Source organism: Paenibacillus sp. J31R109 (assembly GCF_059692055.1).
Genome location: NZ_JCAUAR010000001.1, coordinates 598,130 through 616,697, shown reverse-complemented (window position 1 = coordinate 616,697; position 18,568 = coordinate 598,130). Strand labels below are relative to the sequence as shown.

Annotated in this window: 19 protein-coding genes; 1 reads left to right on the top strand and 18 read right to left on the bottom strand. The window is 45.4% G+C overall.

Features of this window, described 5'->3' with window-relative positions; translation table 11 throughout:
- Positions 1–100: 100 nt before the first annotated feature.
- The 3 genes from sucD to AC58QT_RS02760 form a co-directional block, all read right to left on the bottom strand.
- Complete coding sequence (sucD, locus tag AC58QT_RS02770; RefSeq protein ID WP_497407588.1) at positions 101–1,033, bottom strand: succinate--CoA ligase subunit alpha; 933 nt, start codon at positions 1,031–1,033, stop codon at positions 101–103.
- Positions 1,034–1,080: 47 nt separating this feature from the next.
- The gene (sucC, locus tag AC58QT_RS02765) at positions 1,081–2,241 is read right to left on the bottom strand and encodes an ADP-forming succinate--CoA ligase subunit beta (RefSeq protein WP_497407587.1); all 1,161 of its coding nucleotides are present in this window, start codon (positions 2,239–2,241) and stop codon (positions 1,081–1,083) included.
- A 283-nt stretch (positions 2,242–2,524) separates the two neighbouring features.
- The gene (locus tag AC58QT_RS02760) at positions 2,525–2,782 is read right to left on the bottom strand and encodes a hypothetical protein (RefSeq protein ID WP_497407586.1); all 258 of its coding nucleotides are present in this window, start codon (positions 2,780–2,782) and stop codon (positions 2,525–2,527) included.
- 193 nt (positions 2,783–2,975) lie between these two features.
- On the opposite strand from AC58QT_RS02760, the gene AC58QT_RS02755 reads away from it, so the two are divergent.
- The gene (locus AC58QT_RS02755) at positions 2,976–4,547 is read left to right on the top strand and encodes a YifB family Mg chelatase-like AAA ATPase (protein ID WP_497407585.1); all 1,572 of its coding nucleotides are present in this window, start codon (positions 2,976–2,978) and stop codon (positions 4,545–4,547) included.
- A 65-nt stretch (positions 4,548–4,612) separates the two neighbouring features.
- Here the strand turns inward: AC58QT_RS02755 and AC58QT_RS02750 are convergent, their stop codons facing one another.
- The 15 genes from AC58QT_RS02750 to smc all read right to left on the bottom strand — a co-directional run bounded on the left by AC58QT_RS02750 (position 4,613) and on the right by smc (position 18,493).
- Positions 4,613–4,990 (bottom strand): YraN family protein, encoded by a 378-nt coding sequence (locus AC58QT_RS02750; protein WP_497407584.1) that lies wholly within the window; start codon positions 4,988–4,990, stop codon positions 4,613–4,615.
- Entirely contained in the window at positions 4,987–5,307 is a 321-nt protein-coding gene (locus tag AC58QT_RS02745) for an EscU/YscU/HrcU family type III secretion system export apparatus switch protein (protein ID WP_497407583.1), read from the bottom strand. Before AC58QT_RS02745 ends, AC58QT_RS02750 begins: the two co-directional genes overlap by 4 nt.
- Positions 5,304–7,073: a TP0910 N-terminal domain-containing protein gene (locus tag AC58QT_RS02740; RefSeq protein ID WP_497407582.1), complete on the bottom strand. Its 1,770-nt coding sequence runs from the start codon at positions 7,071–7,073 to the stop codon at positions 5,304–5,306. Before AC58QT_RS02740 ends, AC58QT_RS02745 begins: the two co-directional genes overlap by 4 nt.
- A gap of 74 nt (positions 7,074–7,147) precedes the next feature.
- Positions 7,148–7,795 carry a ribonuclease HII gene (gene rnhB, locus AC58QT_RS02735; RefSeq protein WP_497407581.1) on the bottom strand — a complete coding sequence of 216 codons (648 nt, stop codon included), beginning with the start codon at positions 7,793–7,795 and terminating at the stop codon, positions 7,148–7,150.
- Positions 7,796–7,929: 134 nt separating this feature from the next.
- Positions 7,930–8,793 carry a ribosome biogenesis GTPase YlqF gene (ylqF, locus tag AC58QT_RS02730; RefSeq protein ID WP_497407580.1) on the bottom strand — a complete coding sequence of 288 codons (864 nt, stop codon included), beginning with the start codon at positions 8,791–8,793 and terminating at the stop codon, positions 7,930–7,932.
- 11 nt (positions 8,794–8,804) lie between these two features.
- Complete coding sequence (lepB, locus tag AC58QT_RS02725; RefSeq protein ID WP_497407579.1) at positions 8,805–9,416, bottom strand: signal peptidase I; 612 nt, start codon at positions 9,414–9,416, stop codon at positions 8,805–8,807.
- A gap of 101 nt (positions 9,417–9,517) precedes the next feature.
- Entirely contained in the window at positions 9,518–9,859 is a 342-nt protein-coding gene (rplS, locus tag AC58QT_RS02720; RefSeq protein ID WP_028558249.1) for a 50S ribosomal protein L19, read from the bottom strand.
- A 162-nt stretch (positions 9,860–10,021) separates the two neighbouring features.
- On the bottom strand, positions 10,022–10,786 hold the full coding sequence (gene trmD, locus AC58QT_RS02715; protein WP_497407578.1) for a tRNA (guanosine(37)-N1)-methyltransferase TrmD: 765 nt from the start codon (positions 10,784–10,786) through the stop codon (positions 10,022–10,024).
- Positions 10,783–11,298, bottom strand: coding sequence for a ribosome maturation factor RimM (gene rimM / locus AC58QT_RS02710; protein WP_497407577.1), 516 nt, complete (start codon positions 11,296–11,298; stop codon positions 10,783–10,785). The genes trmD and rimM overlap by 4 nt, the downstream gene beginning before the upstream one ends.
- A gap of 83 nt (positions 11,299–11,381) precedes the next feature.
- Positions 11,382–11,612, bottom strand: a complete 231-nt coding sequence (locus tag AC58QT_RS02705; RefSeq protein WP_028558246.1) for a KH domain-containing protein — start codon at positions 11,610–11,612, stop codon at positions 11,382–11,384.
- Between the two features lie 151 nt (positions 11,613–11,763).
- The gene (rpsP, locus tag AC58QT_RS02700; RefSeq protein WP_028558245.1) at positions 11,764–12,036 is read right to left on the bottom strand and encodes a 30S ribosomal protein S16; all 273 of its coding nucleotides are present in this window, start codon (positions 12,034–12,036) and stop codon (positions 11,764–11,766) included.
- A gap of 37 nt (positions 12,037–12,073) precedes the next feature.
- Complete coding sequence (gene ffh, locus AC58QT_RS02695) at positions 12,074–13,432, bottom strand: signal recognition particle protein (protein WP_057315726.1); 1,359 nt, start codon at positions 13,430–13,432, stop codon at positions 12,074–12,076.
- Positions 13,433–13,463: 31 nt separating this feature from the next.
- A complete protein-coding gene (locus tag AC58QT_RS02690) occupies positions 13,464–13,814 on the bottom strand; it encodes a putative DNA-binding protein (protein WP_173108413.1) in 351 nt (116 codons plus the stop codon).
- Positions 13,815–13,895: 81 nt separating this feature from the next.
- The gene (ftsY, locus tag AC58QT_RS02685) at positions 13,896–14,885 is read right to left on the bottom strand and encodes a signal recognition particle-docking protein FtsY (RefSeq protein WP_057315728.1); all 990 of its coding nucleotides are present in this window, start codon (positions 14,883–14,885) and stop codon (positions 13,896–13,898) included.
- Positions 14,886–14,917: 32 nt separating this feature from the next.
- Entirely contained in the window at positions 14,918–18,493 is a 3,576-nt protein-coding gene (gene smc, locus AC58QT_RS02680) for a chromosome segregation protein SMC (protein ID WP_497407576.1), read from the bottom strand.
- Between the last annotated feature and the right edge of the window lie 75 nt (positions 18,494–18,568).

Sequence of the window (18,568 nt, the reverse complement as noted above, 5' to 3'; positions counted from 1 at the left end):
TTCCATGAATGACAAATCTATGCATCTAAATAGAAATAAAAAAACCTCCCAATTCCCAATTAAGGGAAATGGAAGGTTGCTTACCTTCGTGAAACGAAGCTTATTTTTTAGTGATAACTTTATCAAGCATACCTTTTTCTTCAAGTACGCTAACAAGAGTTGAACCCATTTCGGATGGTGTAGCCGCTACGCGGATACCGCATCTTTCCATTGTTGCAACTTTCTCTGCAGCTGTACCTTTACCACCGGAAATGATGGCACCAGCATGGCCCATACGTTTTCCTGGAGGCGCCGTTTTACCACCGATAAAACCAACGACAGGTTTCGTCATGTTCGCCGCTACCCACTCCGCTGCTTCTTCTTCAGCCGTTCCGCCGATTTCACCGATCATGATAACCGCGTACGTATCTGGATCTTCGTTAAAACGTTTAAGGATGTCGATGAACTCGGATCCTTTAACTGGGTCTCCACCGATACCAACTGCGGAGGATTGTCCAATTCCGCGCGTTGTCAATTGGTGAACAGCTTCGTAAGTCAATGTTCCGGAACGGGAAACAACACCTACGTGACCTGGCGTATGGATGTATCCTGGCATAATACCGATTTTGCACTCGCCTGGTGTAATAACACCTGGGCAGTTTGGTCCGATAAGAACGGTATTTTTACCTTCTAGGTAACGCTTAACGCGTACCATGTCAAGGACTGGAATACCTTCTGTGATACAGATAACCAATTCAAGTTCAGCTTCAATCGCTTCGATGATGGATTCTGCAGCAAATGCTGGTGGTACATAAATAACGGATGCTGTTGCACCTGTTGCTTTTTTCGCTTCTACAACTGTGTTGTAAACAGGCAGCTTAACAAGCTCGCCATTTTCCAACGTAATATCTACAGTAGTGCCGCCTTTACCAGGAGTTACGCCACCCACCATTTGCGTGCCGTAATCAAGACCGCCTTTGGTATGAAACAAACCCGTAGCGCCGGTAATCCCTTGAGTAATGACTTTTGTATCTTTATTGACCAAAATACTCATGATCGATTGTTCACATCCTTATCTATTATTAAAACCGCTCTGGTTTATTACTTTACTAGTGCAACGATTTTTTGCGCACCGTCAGCCATGGAATCAGCAGCAACGATGTTCAAGCCGGATTCGTTAAGAAGCTTTTTACCAAGCTCAACATTCGTACCTTCAAGACGTACTACAAGCGGACGGGAAAGTCCTAGCTCTCTAGCTGCAGCGATAACGCCCTCAGCGATAACGTCACAACGCATAATACCACCGAAAATGTTAACAAAAATCCCTTTAACTTGCTCGTCAGAAAGGATGATTTTGAAAGCTTCAGTAACTTTCTCTTTCGTAGCACCGCCCCCTACGTCAAGGAAGTTAGCAGGGTCTCCGCCGTAGTGCTTGATAATGTCCATAGTGGCCATAGCAAGTCCAGCGCCGTTAACCATACAACCGATGTTGCCATCAAGTGCGATGTAGCTAAGGTCATATTTGGAAGCTTCGATTTCTTTTGCATCTTCTTCTTCAAGGTCACGAAGTTCAACGATGTCTTTGTGACGGAAAAGAGCGTTAGAATCGAAGTTTAATTTCGCATCAAGTGCCATAACGTCACCAGAACCAGTAACAACCAATGGGTTGATTTCTGCAATGGAAGCGTCTTTCTCAACGAATGCTTTGTAAAGAGCAAGCATGAACTTAACTGCTTTGTTTACAAGCTCATTCGGGATGTTGATAGCATAAGCAAGTCTACGTGCTTGGAAGGATTGAAGACCGATTGCTGGGTCAACCACTTCTTTGAAAATTTTCTCTGGAGAGTGCTCTGCTACTTCTTCAATCTCCGTACCGCCCTCTTCGGAAGCCATTAATACAACGCTACCTGTTGCACGGTCAACAACAACACCTACGTAATATTCTTTCTTAATGTCACAGCCTTCTTCGATCAAAAGGCGTTTAACTTCTTTACCTTCTGGACCTGTTTGGTGAGTGACAAGCACTTTACCTAGAATTTCGCTAGCATATGTACGAACTTCATCAAGGTTTTTAGCAACCTTAACGCCGCCTGCTTTACCGCGACCACCGGCATGAATTTGTGCCTTTACTACAACAACGGAAGTTCCAAGTTCTTTCGCTGCTTCAACTGCCTCATCAACAGTAAAAGCAACCTTTCCGTTAGGAACGCTGACTCCGTACTGTCTCAGGACTTCTTTGCCTTGATACTCATGGATATTCATTTCCTAAATCCTCCTATCAGTATGGACTTTCTATACGTGCTATACAGGGAAAAGTGTAATTTCCAATTGACGTTGTGCACGAGAAACTATCTTGCTACCGGAATTAGTATCACACTTCTTCGCAAGCCCTAACCATTGTAACACATTATTTTCGACAGTTTCTTTATTTTTTTCATGAAGCCCTTCAAATTTTCCTTTCACAGTGAAAAACTTTCCCTATCACTTCACAAAATAAAAAAACGTATTTTCCATTATCTGAAAAATACGTCGAACTTCAACTTAACTAAAAAAACGAAGTTGGTGGCATATTGACCCGTGGTTCACGCTCAGCTTGTTTAATAAACCGCATTTCATTCGCAGAGAAATTACAGATTAAGCACTGAATGGTAGGCTCTGGCTCCGGTATGACACCTGGATCATGAAATTCGGTAATATTCCCGGACAGTGCATCTTTTAGAAATGACTGTGAATAGCTCGTAATAACGTTAAATTTAATACGATTTGACCGACAATTGGGACAAAAATATGGTTTTTCCTGCATATCATCACCTCATCATCCAGTATGTGCATGTCGAACATTTTTAAAACGTAAATATCTCTCGACACGATTTGCTTAAATTTACCATTTGCGATTATAATAAAAGAAATGAATAAGGATCAATAAGGAAGCACCTTTTATCCAAGTCGAGCTCAGTTCTTGCAACTGTGAATTCTATGGAGAAGAAGGTGTTTTTATGTATGGCAAAGTCATGAGCGCTTGTTTACAAGGCATTGAAGGACGGACGATCGAAGTAGAGGTCGATATATCAAGTGGCTTACCTCAAATAAATTTGGTAGGGTTACCCGACTCTGCGATTCGTGAATCCGTGGAACGCGTACGATCATCAATTAAAAATGGTGGTTTCACCTTCCCTATGGACCGGATTACTGTGAATCTTGCGCCAGCTGACTTACGAAAGGAAGGGTCATCGTTCGATCTTGCGATTGCTGTTGGTATTCTCATAACGACAGGCCAAGTGCATGTTGAAAGCTATGCAACCACACTATTTTTAGGCGAACTTGCGCTAGATGGCTCTCTTCGTCCTATTCCCGGGGTCCTTTCTATGGTACATGCGGCTAAAAAGGCAGGGATTAAGCGTGTATTCCTATCAATGGCGAATGCACAAGAAGCTACCCTTATTGAGGGAGTTGAGGTTTGTGTGCTAACAAATCTCTCTGACCTCAAGAAAACAAACATATGTTCGATTGGCGAATTTATTTATCAAAGTGGAGACCATGACGCTAACGCCTTTTCTAACTCATTCAATAATTCCCTTGATTATGTTGAAGATTACGCTGACGTTAACGGACAGCACCAGGTGAAGCGAGCCATGATGATCGCTGCCGCAGGGATGCATAATTTGCTGCTTCTTGGTCCTCCAGGCACTGGAAAAACGATGCTTATCAAACGACTGCCCACCATTCTTCCTCCATTAACTGACCGGGAAGCGCTCGAAGTTACGAAGATTTACAGTGCATCTGGTAAGTTAACCGATCGTTCCACACTGATGCGAGCAAGATCGTTCCGTGCCCCCCACCACTCTATCTCAGCTGCCGGCCTAGTTGGCGGAGGAACCATTCCTAAACCTGGTGAGGTGAGTTTATCTCATCGAGGGATTCTTTTTCTGGACGAGTTGCCAGAGTTTACACGGAATGCCCTTGAAGTGCTCAGACAACCTCTCGAAGATCGCTATGTCATGATCGCGAGAGCTAGGGCGGTGTATACGTTTCCTTCTCATTTTATTTTGGCTGCTGCTATGAATCCTTGCCCCTGCGGCTATTATGGAGCTGAAACAGAAGCTAATGCTTGTATCTGCAGTCCCTCCAAAATCGTCCAATACCGCTCCAAAATTTCAGGTCCTCTTCTAGATCGAATCGATCTCCACGTTGAAGTCCCAAAACCTAGCTACGCCCAACTAAAAGACAATGTTACTAATCTATCATCTCGCGAAATGCGTGATCAGGTGATGCAGGCTCATATCAGACAGCAACAGCGTTACGCAGGAACAGATATCCAGCATAATAATGAATTAAGCGGTAGATTGATGCGAGAAATTTGTCGATTAACGCCCGATGGAGATCAACTATTGCGTAATTCATTTGAGGCATTGGGATTAAGTGCACGCGCACACGATCGAATTTTGCGACTTGCTCTTACGATTTCAGATCTAGATGGCAGTGATCACATTCTCCCTTCCCATCTTGCGGAAGCCATCCAATATCGAAATTTAGATAAACACCAGCGCATGGATGAGATCGTGATCTAGGTTCCATTTATGGTGACATTATTGAGCATGAAAAGCCCTTTGACAAATCATGGTTTACATGATGGTCAAAAGGCTGCTTGGATATGTATGATTCTCGGATCCGGGTCACTATCCGACATTTCAACTGTGACAACATCGAATTGAATGGATTGCTCATATTTGTGATAGCGATGCATGTAAAATTGTGCGATCTCGCGAACCTTTGCCTGCTTGCGGAAATCCACGGATTCTGCGGCTGTTCCGAAGCGATTTGATGGACGTCTCGTTCGTACCTCAACAAAAATAAGCTTGTTCGACTTCTCTGCAATGATATCGATCTCACCCGAACGACAGCGCCAGTTCCGCTCGAGAATCCGATACTCCTGTCGGACGAGATAATTGAAAGCGAGCTCTTCACCTTGTTTACCCAGCATTTTACGATCATCTTTAGGTAACTTGCTCATTCATCCATGCCTCGCGAGGGTCTCATCCGTTGATCGGATCGATAAATAAAACTAAGCACTTCCGCTACTAATTGATAAAGCTCTGGTGGTATTTCTTGATCAAGATCAAGTTTAGACAGCACCTCTACGAGCGATTTATCTTCTTGAATGGGAACGCCGCTTTCTTTCGCTTTTTGCAAAATAGCTTCAGCCATGTGCCCTTTCCCTTTGGCAACTAGGGTTGGGGCTTTCTGTGCTTCTGGTGAATAGCGAAGCGCTACCGCTTTCTTTATTGGAGTAAACTTGGTTTCGTCAGGCTTATTATTAGGAGGGCTCATGCGCGAACATCAACCCCTTTGTAGGTTCTAGGTTGATACAGCTCCCTTAAATCTACGCGTCCATCTAAGGAGCCTAGTTTCGTCGCGTCTTCTTTACCTTCTTGCATGTCAAGCGGCTTGGGATATGGCGAACATTTTAATGAGATAAACTGGTACCCCACACCGTTCATAGCTGCTGCAATTTCTTCCTTCGACGCTTCCATTAATTCAGCTAGAGCTGGATGGTCATTGTGAATGTTCAATGAAACAATTTTGTTCACAACATGAACATCCAATAAGGTATTTCCCATCACCTTCATTTGTAAATCAAATAAAAGCCTACAGTTGCTCGCATCTACTTCGCCACGACTGCCTTTGCGGGATTGAATATGAATGGCTGCTGTTTGCTGACCCGAATTGTCCAGGAAGGGAACGAACATGGTCATTTGCGTAAACATAGCGTTCTTGTCATTCGTCAGCATTAACTGCTGCCCTGTAATTTGACTGACCGCTTGCTGGGCAGCTTCTTTCAGTGGCGCAGGCGTTTCAGCAGATGTTGTGAGCTGAAGTAATAAGCTTTTCAGTGTCTCCGCAGTTGCTGGTTTTCCCGCTTCTCCTTTTTGATCAAACGTGTTGACCCCATTCTGCACAAACATATCCGCAGCGGCCTGTTGGCGTGCAGGCATTGGAACGCCACGCTCGTCCAGCTTGGCGGCAACTTGCGATTCATGCTCAACGCCAACGGCTTTGAGCATCTTGCTGATCCAGTTTGTCTCTGGATCAGCATTCTCGAGAGGCGCAATAACTTGCGCCTCTCGAGGGGCCAGCCCACCCTCCTGCTTCGCAGGGAGGGCTGGCACAGGCGCTGGCGAACCCGCTTGCAGCGGTTCGCCTTGCTTGACAGGCGCCGCGCCAGCAGCCGGCGCCACAGGCTCTTCGCCCGCTGCTAGCGCGGCGGGCACGGGGCTCCCTGCAGCGGCCGCAGGCACGCTGCCACGCGGCGCAGCCGCGATAGTGCCACCAGCCTGCGCAGCTGCTGGTGTGCTAGGAGCCTGCGGCGGCGCAGCCGCAGGCTCATCCGTCGCGGAGGCTGGCGCAGCCGGCTCCGCAGGACGAACAGCTGCGGCCGTAGCGCGCAGCTCCTTGAGCAGCGACACAACCTGCTTGGCGGTATCCGACGCGGGGTGTGTCGGGTCTTGCTCAAGCAGCGCAGTTGCTTGCTGCTCGAGCTTTTCTAACACCTGGCCCGCCGGAGGGCCGCTTGTTACTTGCTTAAGTGCATCCACGGTCGTCGGAGTAAGCGGTAACCCCTTCTTCGAAACAAGTATAGCCGCTTGCAGCCACTCTTCTTTATTCGTACCCTGTGGCATTTGACTCATCACAACCTCAAATGCTTTTACATTTTCCTTCGACACAGGAATGCCTTCCTGCTGTAATTGCTGAACCATTTGACGATTGGTTGCTGTATTCTTTACATCAAAGGCTTTAAGCAGATCTCCTAATGAATCATCGGCAATCCATACATCAGAAGCAACAAGTGGCTTCAGTATGATTTGTCCGGCTTTTGATTCTGGCTGAACCTGCAACATCGTAACATCACCTTGTTTAAGAGGTGTTTCCAATTTGGCACGCACTTGCGTGCCGCCTATATTAAGTAGTGCTTCCTGATCACTAAGGAGCTGAAGCACGACACCTTTAATAATTTGTCCAACCTTTAATTCGAGAATCTTTGGATCAGCTGCTGTTAAATCCCCAACCAAATTTCGAATTAATCCACTTATATTCAAACAGGTCACCTCAAATCTGATTACACGTATGTATATTATCGGCCTCAGATGCCTTTTTCGTTACATCTTAATGTTTAGATAAAGTCGAATAATAGCTGTTTGTTGTGCACTTCGTTCTCTTGCGCTTCAAGCTGCGCCATAATTTTACGAATAAATAATTTCCTATGTAGCGGTGTAGGTCCGTATTTCAAAAGCATCTCTCTATGGTGTTTCGTCGCATATCCTTTATGTACAGCGATTCCGTAAGTTGGATATAACTCATCCCATTCCACACACATACGATCTCTCGTTACTTTGGCGATGATGGATGCAGCAGCAATGGATTGACTTAGCGCATCTCCGTGTATAATCGCTTGTTGAGGAAGGTCAATCGCCACATTCTCTGCGTCTACGAGTAAATAGTCCGGCTTGAAAGCTAATTTTTTAACAGCTTTTTTCATCGCAAGTCTTGAAGCTTGTTTTATATTAAAAGCCTCAATGCCGTCGACATCTACAATGCCAATCCCAACCGAAATCGCTTCTTCCATAATCTGATCATAAAGCACTTCACGTTTCTTTTCTGATAATTTCTTAGAGTCATTGATCCCCTCAAGCACATGTCCCATTGGGAGAATAACGGCTGCCGCCACCACATCTCCAAAGAGACACCCACGACCAACCTCATCAATACCTGCAATCGCCGTGAAACCCTGTTCCCATATGTCTTTCTCGTAATCTAGCACGTGCCTCTCCCCTTTTCCATTCCTTCATTATATAGGATCGACACTTCGTCAAGCCACACCCATTTATTGCTACGTTTTTCCTAAAAAAAAGAAAACCCAAGGCTTGGCCCCAGGTTCTTCCTGATTCTACTTTATTAAAATGGTCTTTCCAAGGAAATTCGGCCCATCTTACCTGCTCTGAGATCACGAATAATAATGAGGGAAGCTTTATCTAGATCCACCTTGCCCCCACTTACTATGGCACCGCGCTTACGCCCGATCGCCTCCATGACTTTAACCATTTCCTGAATATTATCCATATCTTCTGGCAGCTCCTGAACACCGAAGCGTTCTTGGATGCCAGCACCATAATGCTCCACCATATATTTAATGGTAAACAATGCCACATCATCTAAATGCAGAAGTTCTTCCTTGATGGCCCCTGTTGCAGCCAAACGCATGCCAACCATCTGATCTTCGAATTTAGGCCACAAAATCCCCGGCGTATCCAGCAGATCCATTTCAGTGCCAACCTTAATCCATTGCTGACCTTTGGTCACACCAGGTTTATCTCCCGTTGCAGCGATTTTCTTACCAGCCAACTGGTTGATCAAAGTGGACTTCCCTACGTTCGGAATTCCTACAATGAGCGCTCTGATCGCACGGGGATTAATCCCTTTGCGCAGCATCGTCTCAATTTTATGAACCCAAAGCTGCTTGACTCGAGGCAAAATCTCCTTCACGTGCGTTCCGTTGGCAGCGTCTATCGGCAAGGCAGGCAATCCTTGATCTGCAAAGTACTTCACCCATTCAGCTGTTACTTGTGGATCAGCAAGATCATTCTTGTTAAGCAATACGAGACGTGGCTTGCCTTTCAAAATCTCATCAACCATCGGGTTCCGGCTGGATAGCGGGATGCGGGCATCCAAGAGCTCAATCACAACGTCAATCAGTTTTAGCTTTTCTTCAATCTGTCTGCGAGCCTTGGTCATGTGACCGGGAAACCATTGAATGGTCATTTCTCTTCACCTCAAAAATGTATGAAACTAATTTTCTTCACCGGCCAGAAAATCACTTCTGCGCGGCCTACGATTTTATTGTAAGGTACGAAACCAACACTTTTCGTACGACTATCTTTGGAATTTGGTCGATTGTCACCCATGGCAAAAATCTCACCCTCAGGGACTTTCGTTTCAGGGAAATCCAGTAATGTATTGTACGGATGTCCTTCTTTCACTGCTTGATCAATTGCTTCTTGAATATACGGTTGAGCCAATTCTTCTCCGTTAATGTACACCTTGTCTCCTGTAACCTTCACGGTTTCTCCTGGAAGTGCAATGACACGCTTAATATAATCCTTGCCCTCAGGTGCATGGAATACGATGACTTCGCCACGCTTCGGATCACGAATATCGTACACAATTTTATTGACGATCAATCGCTCACCCGTAAAGAAATTCGGATGCATCGAATCTCCATCAACAATAAATGGGGAGAAGAGGAACCAACGAATAATAATAACAAGTACTCCTGCAATTACTAGCGCTTTAATCCATTCCCACGTTTCACTTTTTGTTTGCGCGGTCTTTGCTGGTGCAGCATTGATCGGCTGATTAGGTTGCATTTGATCGTTATGTTCCATCACTGACGGCCTCTCTTCCAGTTTTGGTATGATCTCTATTATGTCCTATTATGTACAGAAAAAATGAAAAGGAGACTTGACTGAACAAGCCCCCCATTTTACTATCGAATTTCTTTAATTCTTGCTGCTTTACCACGAAGACCACGCAGATAATAAAGTTTCGCACGACGAACTTTACCACGGCGAGCCACTTCAATCTTGTCAATCTTCGGAGAATGGAATGGGAAAGTTCTTTCCACACCCACACCGTAAGAAATTTTACGAACTGTAAACGTTTCGCTGATTCCACCGCCGTGGCGTTTGATAACAACACCTTCGAACAGCTGAATACGCTCACGTGTACCCTCGATAACTTTTACGTGTACTTTAAGTGTGTCTCCTGGACGGAAATTAGGAATATCCGTACGGAGTTGCTCTTTCGTAATCTCTTGAATAAGATTCATAGTTGACTCCCTCCTTCCACACAGGTGTTCATTCCGCTAATAGTTAGTAAATCTAAGTTGTTATGCGTAGAGGACCACCAGACTCGAACTGTTGAAAAAATCACAACAGAATATATAATATCATAGTCCCAGGATTAATTCAATAGAGAAGTTTCCGAGAACTTATTTCTCTTGTTCTTGCTTCTGCTGTTTCCATTCAGCAGCCCAGACCTTTTCCTCTTTGGACAAAACACGACCCTCAAGTAAATCGGGCCGACGTTCCAACGTGCGGATGAGTGATTCTTTATTCCGCCATTTCTTCACATTGGCGTGATGGCCTGACAGTAGCATTTCAGGCACTTCCCATTCTCTGAACTTGGCAGGACGCGTATAGTGAGGATATTCCAGCAATCCCGTCGAGAAAGAATCTGTCACCGCAGACATTTCATTCCCCAGCACACCAGGCAAAAGCCTCACTACGCTGTCTATAATGACCATAGCGGGCAATTCACCACCGGTTAGCACATAATCACCAACGGAGAGCTCGTCCGTCACCAGGTACTGCCTAATCCGTTCATCATAGCCCTCATAATGACCACAAATAAATACAAGATGCTCTTCACCAGCTAGTTCTTCCGCTTTCTTCTGGCTGAAAGTCTCACCCTGTGGGCATAACAGGATGACCCGCGGCTTCACAGCCACTCCTTCAGCGGTTTGATGCGTAGGCAAAGCTTCGACGGCACCAAAAATCGGTTCTGGCTTCAGCACCATGCCCCCGCCGCCACCGTAGGGGTAATCATCAACTGTATTGTGCTTGTTCGTGGAATACTCACGGAAATTAACCGTTCCCAGAGAAACGATTCCCTTATCACGTGCTTTTCCCAGAATACTAGAAGAAAATACACCTTCAAACATTTCAGGGAACAAGGTTAAGACATCTATTTTCATTCCAGTAACCCTTCCATCAGATGAATCCGAATCGTTTTATTAGGAATATCAACTTTTAGAATGACATCATCGATCACAGGAAGTAATAGCTGCTTACCCTTAGGCAAAGAAACTACCCAGACGTCATTTGCTCCTGGTGTTAGTATTTCAGAGATCAGTCCCAGCTCTTGCTCATCTTCTGTAACGACTTTACATCCGATGATTTCGTGATAGTAATACTCTCCCTCCTCGAGCGGCTTTTGATTCTTAGCCTCAATTTTAAGCAGGGAGCCTTTAAATTTCTCAACATCATTGATATTCGAGAATTGACTGAACAAGACAATAAATACATTCTTATGTAAGCGGGACGTTTTCACCGTCACCGGCGTTTGCTTATTTTGAGAGTCTACAATGATTAATGAATTTCCCACATCGAATCGCTCTGGAAAATCTGTTTCAGGCACGATTTTTAGCTCTCCACGAATCCCGTGGCTATTTACGACTTTCCCAACCGTCACTAATTTCTCCGTCATATGTGCTTGCCCAACCTCCACATTAAAATACCTTCATCTCTATATGCGAAAAAAGGCTAGGAATTGAATCCTAACCTCATTTCTTATGAAACGATTTCTACGGCTACCCGCTTCGTTTCTTTCACAGCTGCCGACGTGACAACTGTACGGAGCGATTTCGCAATCTTGCCTTGCTTGCCAATCACTTTACCGACATCGTCGGGATGAACAGAAAGCCTGTACTCGATCTTGTCCTCTTTCTCCACCACAGCGACACGTACCTCTTCCGGATGATCGACAAGAGCCTTAGCAATAACGGTGATAAGATCCTTCATGAACCCACCCTCCGAAAGATAACAGATATGCTGCCGCATGCTGCGGCACCATCAGTTGATGAACTGTCGAGGAAGACCCTCAAATTGGTTGCACCAATTTCGAGGCTTCCATAACAATGTCCTAGGTTAGGACATTGTTATTCCAGGACGATTACTTCTGTAATTTCAGCTCGTGAAACTTAGTCATCAAACCTGCTTTTGAGAACAGGCTGCGAACTGTATCGGACGGTTGAGCGCCAGTTTGAAGCCATTTAAGCGCTTTTTCCTCATCAAGAACCACAGCTGCTGGTTCAGCAATTGGATTATAAGTACCGATTTCTTCGATAAAACGACCATCACGCGGGGAACGGGAATCCGAAACCACCACACGGTAGAAAGGAGCTTTATGAGCGCCTACACGTTTAAGACGAATACGTACTGCCATTGAAAAATCACCTCCTACTTAGAATAAACACCATTATTTAAAAGGGAAATTTAAATCCCTTGCCTAACTTCTTCATGCCTTTGGCACCTTTGGGCCCCATCATGCCTGAGAATTGCTTCATCATTTTGCGCATATCATCGAACTGCTTGATGAAACGATTGACTTCTTGCACCGTATTTCCGCTTCCCGCTGCAATCCGTTTGCGACGATTCGCATTCAGCAGCTCAGGCTTGCGCTTCTCTTCGGTGGTCATGGATTTCACAATAGCTTCTACACGAGCCATTTGCTTTTCGTCAACCTTCATATCCTTCATGCCTTTAATCTTGTTCGCACCAGGCAGCATATCAAGAATCTGGTCAAGCGGCCCCATTTTCTTCACTTGCTCCATCTGCTCAATGAAATCCTCGAAGGTGAATTCGGCGTTGCGCATTTTGCGCTCCATCTCTTTCGCCTTATCCATATCGATGCCAGCTTGCGCCTTCTCAATTAAGGAGAGCATATCGCCCATGCCGAGAATTCTTGATGCCATACGGTCAGGATAAAATGGCTCTAATGCATCCATTTTCTCGCCGCTAGCAACGAACTTGATCGGACAACCGGTCACCGCTTTGACGGATAACGCAGCACCACCGCGCGTATCTCCATCTAGTTTGGTTAACACAACGCCTGATAATTCAAGCTGTTGATGGAAGCTTTCTGCAACATTGACTGCATCTTGCCCTGTCATCGCATCGACAACTAACAAAATCTCATCTGGACTCGTAGCTTCACGAACATTCTTGAGCTCGTCCATGAGGTTTTCATCAATATGCAAGCGACCTGCTGTATCGATAATCACATAGTCATTGCCGTTGTCCTTCGCATGTTGAAGACCCGCTTTGGCAATCTCGACAGGGTTCACTTTATCACCAAGTGAGAAAACCGGAACCTTCAGTTGTTCACCGAGCACTTCCAACTGCTTAATTGCCGCAGGACGATAAATATCACACGCAACAAGAAGCGGTCTGTGGTTCTGTTTCATCAACATTTTAGCTAATTTACCTGAGGTCGTTGTTTTACCAGCCCCTTGCAAACCAGCCATCATAATAACCGTTGGCGGTCGATTCGAACGCGCTAACTTACTTTGTGTACCACCCATAAGGGCTGTAAGCTCTTTGTTTACGATATCGATAACAACCATGCCTGGCGTAAAAGATTTCAGAACTTCTTGTCCGATCGCTTGCTCTTTCACCTTCGCGATAAAATCTTTCACAACTTTAAAGTTAACGTCCGCTTCAAGCAGTGCCAATCGTACCTCGCGAAGCGCTTCGCCTACATCTTCTTCCGTCAGCTTACCTTTGCTTCTCAGCTTGCCGAACACATTCTGCAATCGGTTTGCTAATCCTTCAAATGCCATGCGCTTCACCTCCTGCTTCTAAACTAAGGTTTTAATCCATGCCTACTATTGTATCAAAAAGCTCTGTCACTTTCCTCTTTAGCGCTGGATCACAATCACTCAATCCAACATCTAAATCTTGACGCAGCTTCATGCGTTGTTCGTGCTTATGTAACAGCTTTAACTTACTCTCATATTCCTGCAGTGTCAATTCCGCACGTTTGATATGCTCATAGACCGCTTGGCGGCTGATCGTAAAGTTCTCAGCGATCTCCCCGAGGGAGTAATCATCATGGAAATACAGTTCAAGAAATGTTCGCTGTTTATCGGTCAACAATGCTTCATAGAAATCAAACAGCAGGTTAATGCGATTCGTTTTCTCCAACATAGGATCGACAGTCATAATCTACCTCCGTAAAGGTTGCACACTTGACACCAGCACAACAGAACCTATCATACTGAATTCCAAGATGATTGTCAAGCATTATACCTTGTCAGTATTTTCGCCTATCCATTTACCAAATAGCGCATGCACAAACTGCTCGGAATCGAACGCTTGGAGATCATCCATTTTCTCACCAAGCCCCACAAATTTAACCGGCAGAGAGAGTTCTTGACGGATGGCGACAACGATTCCACCCTTAGCTGTTCCATCCAATTTGGACAGTACTAAGCCTGTTAAACCTGTTTTATCACCAAAAAGCTTCGCTTGGCTAAGCGCGTTCTGTCCTGTTGTTGCATCTAGAACAAGAATAACTTCGTGGGGAGCATCCGGTACTTCGCGTTGAATCACACGATAGATTTTGTTAAGTTCCTCCATCAAGTTCACTTTGTTTTGCAATCGGCCCGCTGTATCGCATAAGAGAATGTCTACACCGCGCGTTTTGGCTGCTTGTACAGCATCATACATCACCGCGGCAGGATCTGCACCAGATTGTTGCTTAATCACATCAACACCTACGCGCTCACCCCAAGTTTCAAGCTGCTCAATGGCTCCAGCACGGAACGTATCGCCTGCGGCCATCAACACCTTCTTCCCTTGCGATTTGAACATGTGAGCCATTTTGCCAATCGTCGTCGTCTTCCCTACACCGTTAACGCCAACGAACAGGATTACGGTTAAACCATTGGGATTGATGTTCAGTCCTGCATCCGCATCCCCTTTTAGCAACTCAATTAGTTTTTCCGAAAGAATCGGTTGCAGTTCAGCCGGATCTTCAATTTTACGTTTTTTAACCTCAGCACGAAGCTCATCAATCAATTTCAGAACCGTATTCACGCCAACGTCAGCGCCAATTAGAATTTCTTCCAACTCTTCGTAAAAATCTTCATCAATTTTCTTGCGGCGGCTAAATAAATCATCGACACGATTCACGAACGCATCACGCGTTTTCGTTAAACCTTCCTTAAATTTATTGGTTACTGCCTCAGCTTTACCTGAAATACTTTCTTTCAATCGTTTAAAAAAGCTCATAGTTCCTCCTGTTTAACTCCTATAATTTCACGCTATGATGCTGTCATTGTCGCTTCCTCATCCTCTAATCGAACAGAAACGAGCTTGGACACGCCGCCTTCTTGCATGGTAACGCCATACAACACGTCCGCTTCTTCCATCGTTCCCTTACGGTGAGTCACCACAATAAACTGCGTCATTTCCGAGAACTCGCGTAAATACTCAGCAAATCGAGATACGTTGGCCTCGTCTAATGCGGCTTCTACCTCATCCAGTACGCAGAATGGCACTGGTTTCACGCGGATAATCGAGAACAACAACGCAATTGCTGTCAACGCACGCTCACCACCTGAAAGCAGTTGAAGATTTTGCAGCTTTTTGCCTGGTGGCTGTGCCACAATTTCAATACCTGTGTCGAGCATGTTCTCAGGTTCAGACAGAATTAAATCTGCGCGTCCGCCCCCGAACAGCTTAGCAAAGACGACCCCGAAATGAGAGCGAATCGCATCAAAGGTTGTTTTGAATCGCTTGGACATCTCTAGATCCATTTCACGAATAACCTGATACAACGTTGTCTTCGCTTCGATCAAATCATCCTTTTGCGAGCTCAAGAACTCAAAGCGTTCCGATACACGCGCATACTCTTCGATCGCACCTAGGTTCACATCGCCTAACGAAGCAATCTCGCGTTTCAGCTCACGCACTCTACTTTGTGTACCTTGAATATCCTCAGGCACTGGGTAGCGCATTTTGGCCAGCTCATAGCTAAGCTCATATTCTTCGGCAAGCTTTTTGAGCAGATTTTCAAGCTCTACATCTAGGCGAGTCACTCGAACTTCCGTCTGATGGAGATTCTCTTCCACTTGTTTCAGCTGAATACGCTGCGTTCGCGTTTCATTTTCGCCGTGTTCGAGTTTTTGTAACCAGTCTGTACGCTCTGCACGTTTGAAATCTATACTTTCGGAGCATTGCTGCTTCTTCAGCTTCAAATCATTTAACAGCTCAATCTGCCCTACAGTTTCTTGATCAAGTGTTGCCATATCGCTTTCTAATTGGGTTAATAGACCGCGGTTGACTTCAATTTCACGTTCCACTTCGCTCAGATCCTGCTGCAAGCGTCTTTGTTGATCCTGAAGAGACTGCTTCTCTTGTGAAGTTGAAGCTACCTTGACTTTCAAATCCGTCAACTGGCTTTGAAGTTCTTCTTTCTCCGATTCACTCGCTTTTCGAGAACTCTCAGCATCCCTAATCGCTTGTTGCAAGGAGGCTTCCTCTTCTTGCAGCTGAGCGAGTGCAGCTTCACTTTCAACTTTTTTACGGCTAAATTCCGTTCGCTCCTCCAGCAGGGCTCCTCTGTCTTGACTATCCAGCGTAAGCTGTTCTTCTACTGTACGACTTTCGGATTCCAGCGGATTCAATTCCGCGCGAATTTGTTGTTCCGTGATACGTTGCCCCTCACCTAATTGTCGAAGCTGTTCAACCTTTAACATTTCATCGGTAATATCACGCTTCAAGGAGCTGGATTGACTGCGCAAACCACTGAGTTGTCCCTCAGATGTTGCAATCTCAGCATCAAGCTCTTCGATTTGACGCTGACGACCTAACAAATTCGTCGACTTCTTCTGCAAGCTTCCGCCCGTCATAGAACCACCCGGGTTGACAACGTCACCTTCCAGCGTCACAACGCGATAGCGATATTGCGCTTTGGCAGCGATATGGTTAGCATCTTCTAGACTCTCAGCTACAACTACATTCCCTAGTAAACTGGAGAATATATTCGTATACGTCGAATCGAAAGAGACGAGGTCAACTGCAATCCCAACAAAGCCCTTCGACGATTTCAACGTCTGACTTTCATGATCAGAAGTCGAACGTCCGCGAATAACATTCATCGGCAGGAAGGTAGCTCGTCCCATTTGGCGACGTTTCAAGAAAGCAATCGCTTCCCTACCGTCTGCCTCTGTTTCTACAACGATATTTTGGAGCGCACCGCCTAGCGCAGTCTCGATAGCTGTCTCGACGTTGGCAGGCACTTTAACAAGTTCAGCAACCGCACCGCGAATGCCTCGCAAGTCTTTGCGAGATTTCGCTTTAAGCACTTCCTTAACACCTTGCTGAAAGCCGTCGTAATCATTAGCCATTTCTTTCATAGTATCGCGGCGGGAAATTAATGCATCGAGCTTTTGCTCCCATTTTCGTACCATAGCTTGAGCTTCATCCAGCAACCCTTGCTTACTCTTCAAGGCTTGGGTTAGTTGAACATATTCTTGTCGAGCTCGCTCTATCTCTCCTACCGTTTCTTCCAACTTGACTGAAAGCTCTTGTTTGCGACGCAAGATACTCTCACGTTGATCCGCCCACTTCTGTCGCTCTTCATCGAGTCTGTCCAAACGACGTCCGATACTTTCGATTTGCTGCTCTGCGTATCGAATTTCATTGCGTGACTGTGCCATACGGTTGAGCGTTTCCAGCAATTCACCCTTCAACTGATCCTCAGGAGAAGAACTGATACCTCCACTTACCCCTTGTAAGCGCTGTTCTTCCGCTGTTAGCTTGGCTTGGAATTCGAATAATTGCGCGCCAATTTGAATAATTCTCTCACGCTGCTCGCTCAATTCCGCTTCTTTGTCTAATTTACGCTGCTCCTGCATCGCAATAGACGTAGCTAGCTGCTGGTGATTCGTCACGTAGTTCTTTTTCCGTTCCTTTAGAACCTCACCGTGACCCTCGCATTTCTCGAATTCTTCACTAAGACCAAGCAAACTTTCTTGGAGCGTTTCTAGTTCTTCTTCTAGTCTGCGCGTTTCCCAACGATGCTTTTCCAAATGTGCATCATGCTGATTAACAATCGTAGAGAGCTCCGTTTGCTCTTTGGTCAATTTCTCGAGCAGCTGCGTTGCGTCATTCCATGCGACATAGATCTGATCAATCTGATGTACATACATGGAGATTTCACTGCTCTTGAGCGTTTCCTTCAGCTCTTTAAACCGAATCGCCTTCTCTGCCTGATCACGCAACGGTTCAACTTGATCCTCAAGTTCAGAGACTAAATCGTGGATCCGCAGCAAATTCTGCTCGGTATCATTCAATTTCTTTTCCGCTTCGCGCTTACGCGCTTTATATTTAACAATCCCCGAAGCTTCTTCAAAGATGCCTCGACGATCTTCGGATTTCGTACTTAGGATTTCCTCAATACGTCCTTGTCCAATAATCGAATACGCTTCTTTCCCGATACCCGTGTCCATGAACAACTCCGTGATATCCTTCAAGCGACAAGGTTGTTTGTTAATCAGATATTCACTATCGCCATTGCGATGTACTCTTCGCGTCACGGTAACTTCATTAAAATCCAAGGGAAGCGACTGTGATGAATTATCTAATGTTAACGAGACTTCACCATAATTCACAGCACGACGTGCATCACTACCTGCGAAAATAACATCTTCCATTTTACCGCCACGCAAAGACTTCGCGCTTTGTTCCCCTAACACCCACCGGATTCCGTCCGAGATATTACTCTTTCCACTCCCGTTAGGACCTACAACCGCGGTAATGCCTCGCACAAATTCGAGTTCCGTCCGGTCCGCGAATGATTTAAACCCGGATAATTCGATCCGTTTCAAAAACATGGTCTCACCTCAGAAATTATTGTAACATATCGCCTATGAAAATAAGAGAAAAATACAAAAAAGGCAGCAGGAGCT

Bases quoted from the DNA above. Each gene is read 5' to 3' on its own strand.
- ffh (WP_057315726.1), bottom strand. From the start codon at position 13,432: ATGGCATTTGAAGGATTAGCAAACCGATTGCAGAATGTGTTCGGCAAG.
- rimM (WP_497407577.1), bottom strand. From the start codon at position 11,298: ATGACGGAGAAATTAGTGACGGTTGGGAAAGTCGTAAATAGCCACGGG.
- sucD (WP_497407588.1), bottom strand. From the start codon at position 1,033: ATGAGTATTTTGGTCAATAAAGATACAAAAGTCATTACTCAAGGGATT.
- AC58QT_RS02755 (WP_497407585.1), top strand. From the start codon at position 2,976: ATGTATGGCAAAGTCATGAGCGCTTGTTTACAAGGCATTGAAGGACGG.
- trmD (WP_497407578.1), bottom strand. From the start codon at position 10,786: ATGAAAATAGATGTCTTAACCTTGTTCCCTGAAATGTTTGAAGGTGTA.
- sucC (WP_497407587.1), bottom strand. From the start codon at position 2,241: ATGAATATCCATGAGTATCAAGGCAAAGAAGTCCTGAGACAGTACGGA.
- AC58QT_RS02750 (WP_497407584.1), bottom strand. From the start codon at position 4,990: ATGAGCAAGTTACCTAAAGATGATCGTAAAATGCTGGGTAAACAAGGT.
- rplS (WP_028558249.1), bottom strand. From the start codon at position 9,859: ATGAATCTTATTCAAGAGATTACGAAAGAGCAACTCCGTACGGATATT.
- ylqF (WP_497407580.1), bottom strand. From the start codon at position 8,793: ATGACCATTCAATGGTTTCCCGGTCACATGACCAAGGCTCGCAGACAG.
- AC58QT_RS02690 (WP_173108413.1), bottom strand. From the start codon at position 13,814: ATGACTGTCGATCCTATGTTGGAGAAAACGAATCGCATTAACCTGCTG.
- lepB (WP_497407579.1), bottom strand. From the start codon at position 9,416: ATGGAACATAACGATCAAATGCAACCTAATCAGCCGATCAATGCTGCA.
- AC58QT_RS02705 (WP_028558246.1), bottom strand. From the start codon at position 11,612: ATGAAGGATCTTATCACCGTTATTGCTAAGGCTCTTGTCGATCATCCG.
- rpsP (WP_028558245.1), bottom strand. From the start codon at position 12,036: ATGGCAGTACGTATTCGTCTTAAACGTGTAGGCGCTCATAAAGCTCCT.
- AC58QT_RS02745 (WP_497407583.1), bottom strand. From the start codon at position 5,307: ATGAGCCCTCCTAATAATAAGCCTGACGAAACCAAGTTTACTCCAATA.
- AC58QT_RS02760 (WP_497407586.1), bottom strand. From the start codon at position 2,782: ATGCAGGAAAAACCATATTTTTGTCCCAATTGTCGGTCAAATCGTATT.
- smc (WP_497407576.1), bottom strand. From the start codon at position 18,493: ATGTTTTTGAAACGGATCGAATTATCCGGGTTTAAATCATTCGCGGAC.
- ftsY (WP_057315728.1), bottom strand. From the start codon at position 14,885: ATGAGCTTTTTTAAACGATTGAAAGAAAGTATTTCAGGTAAAGCTGAG.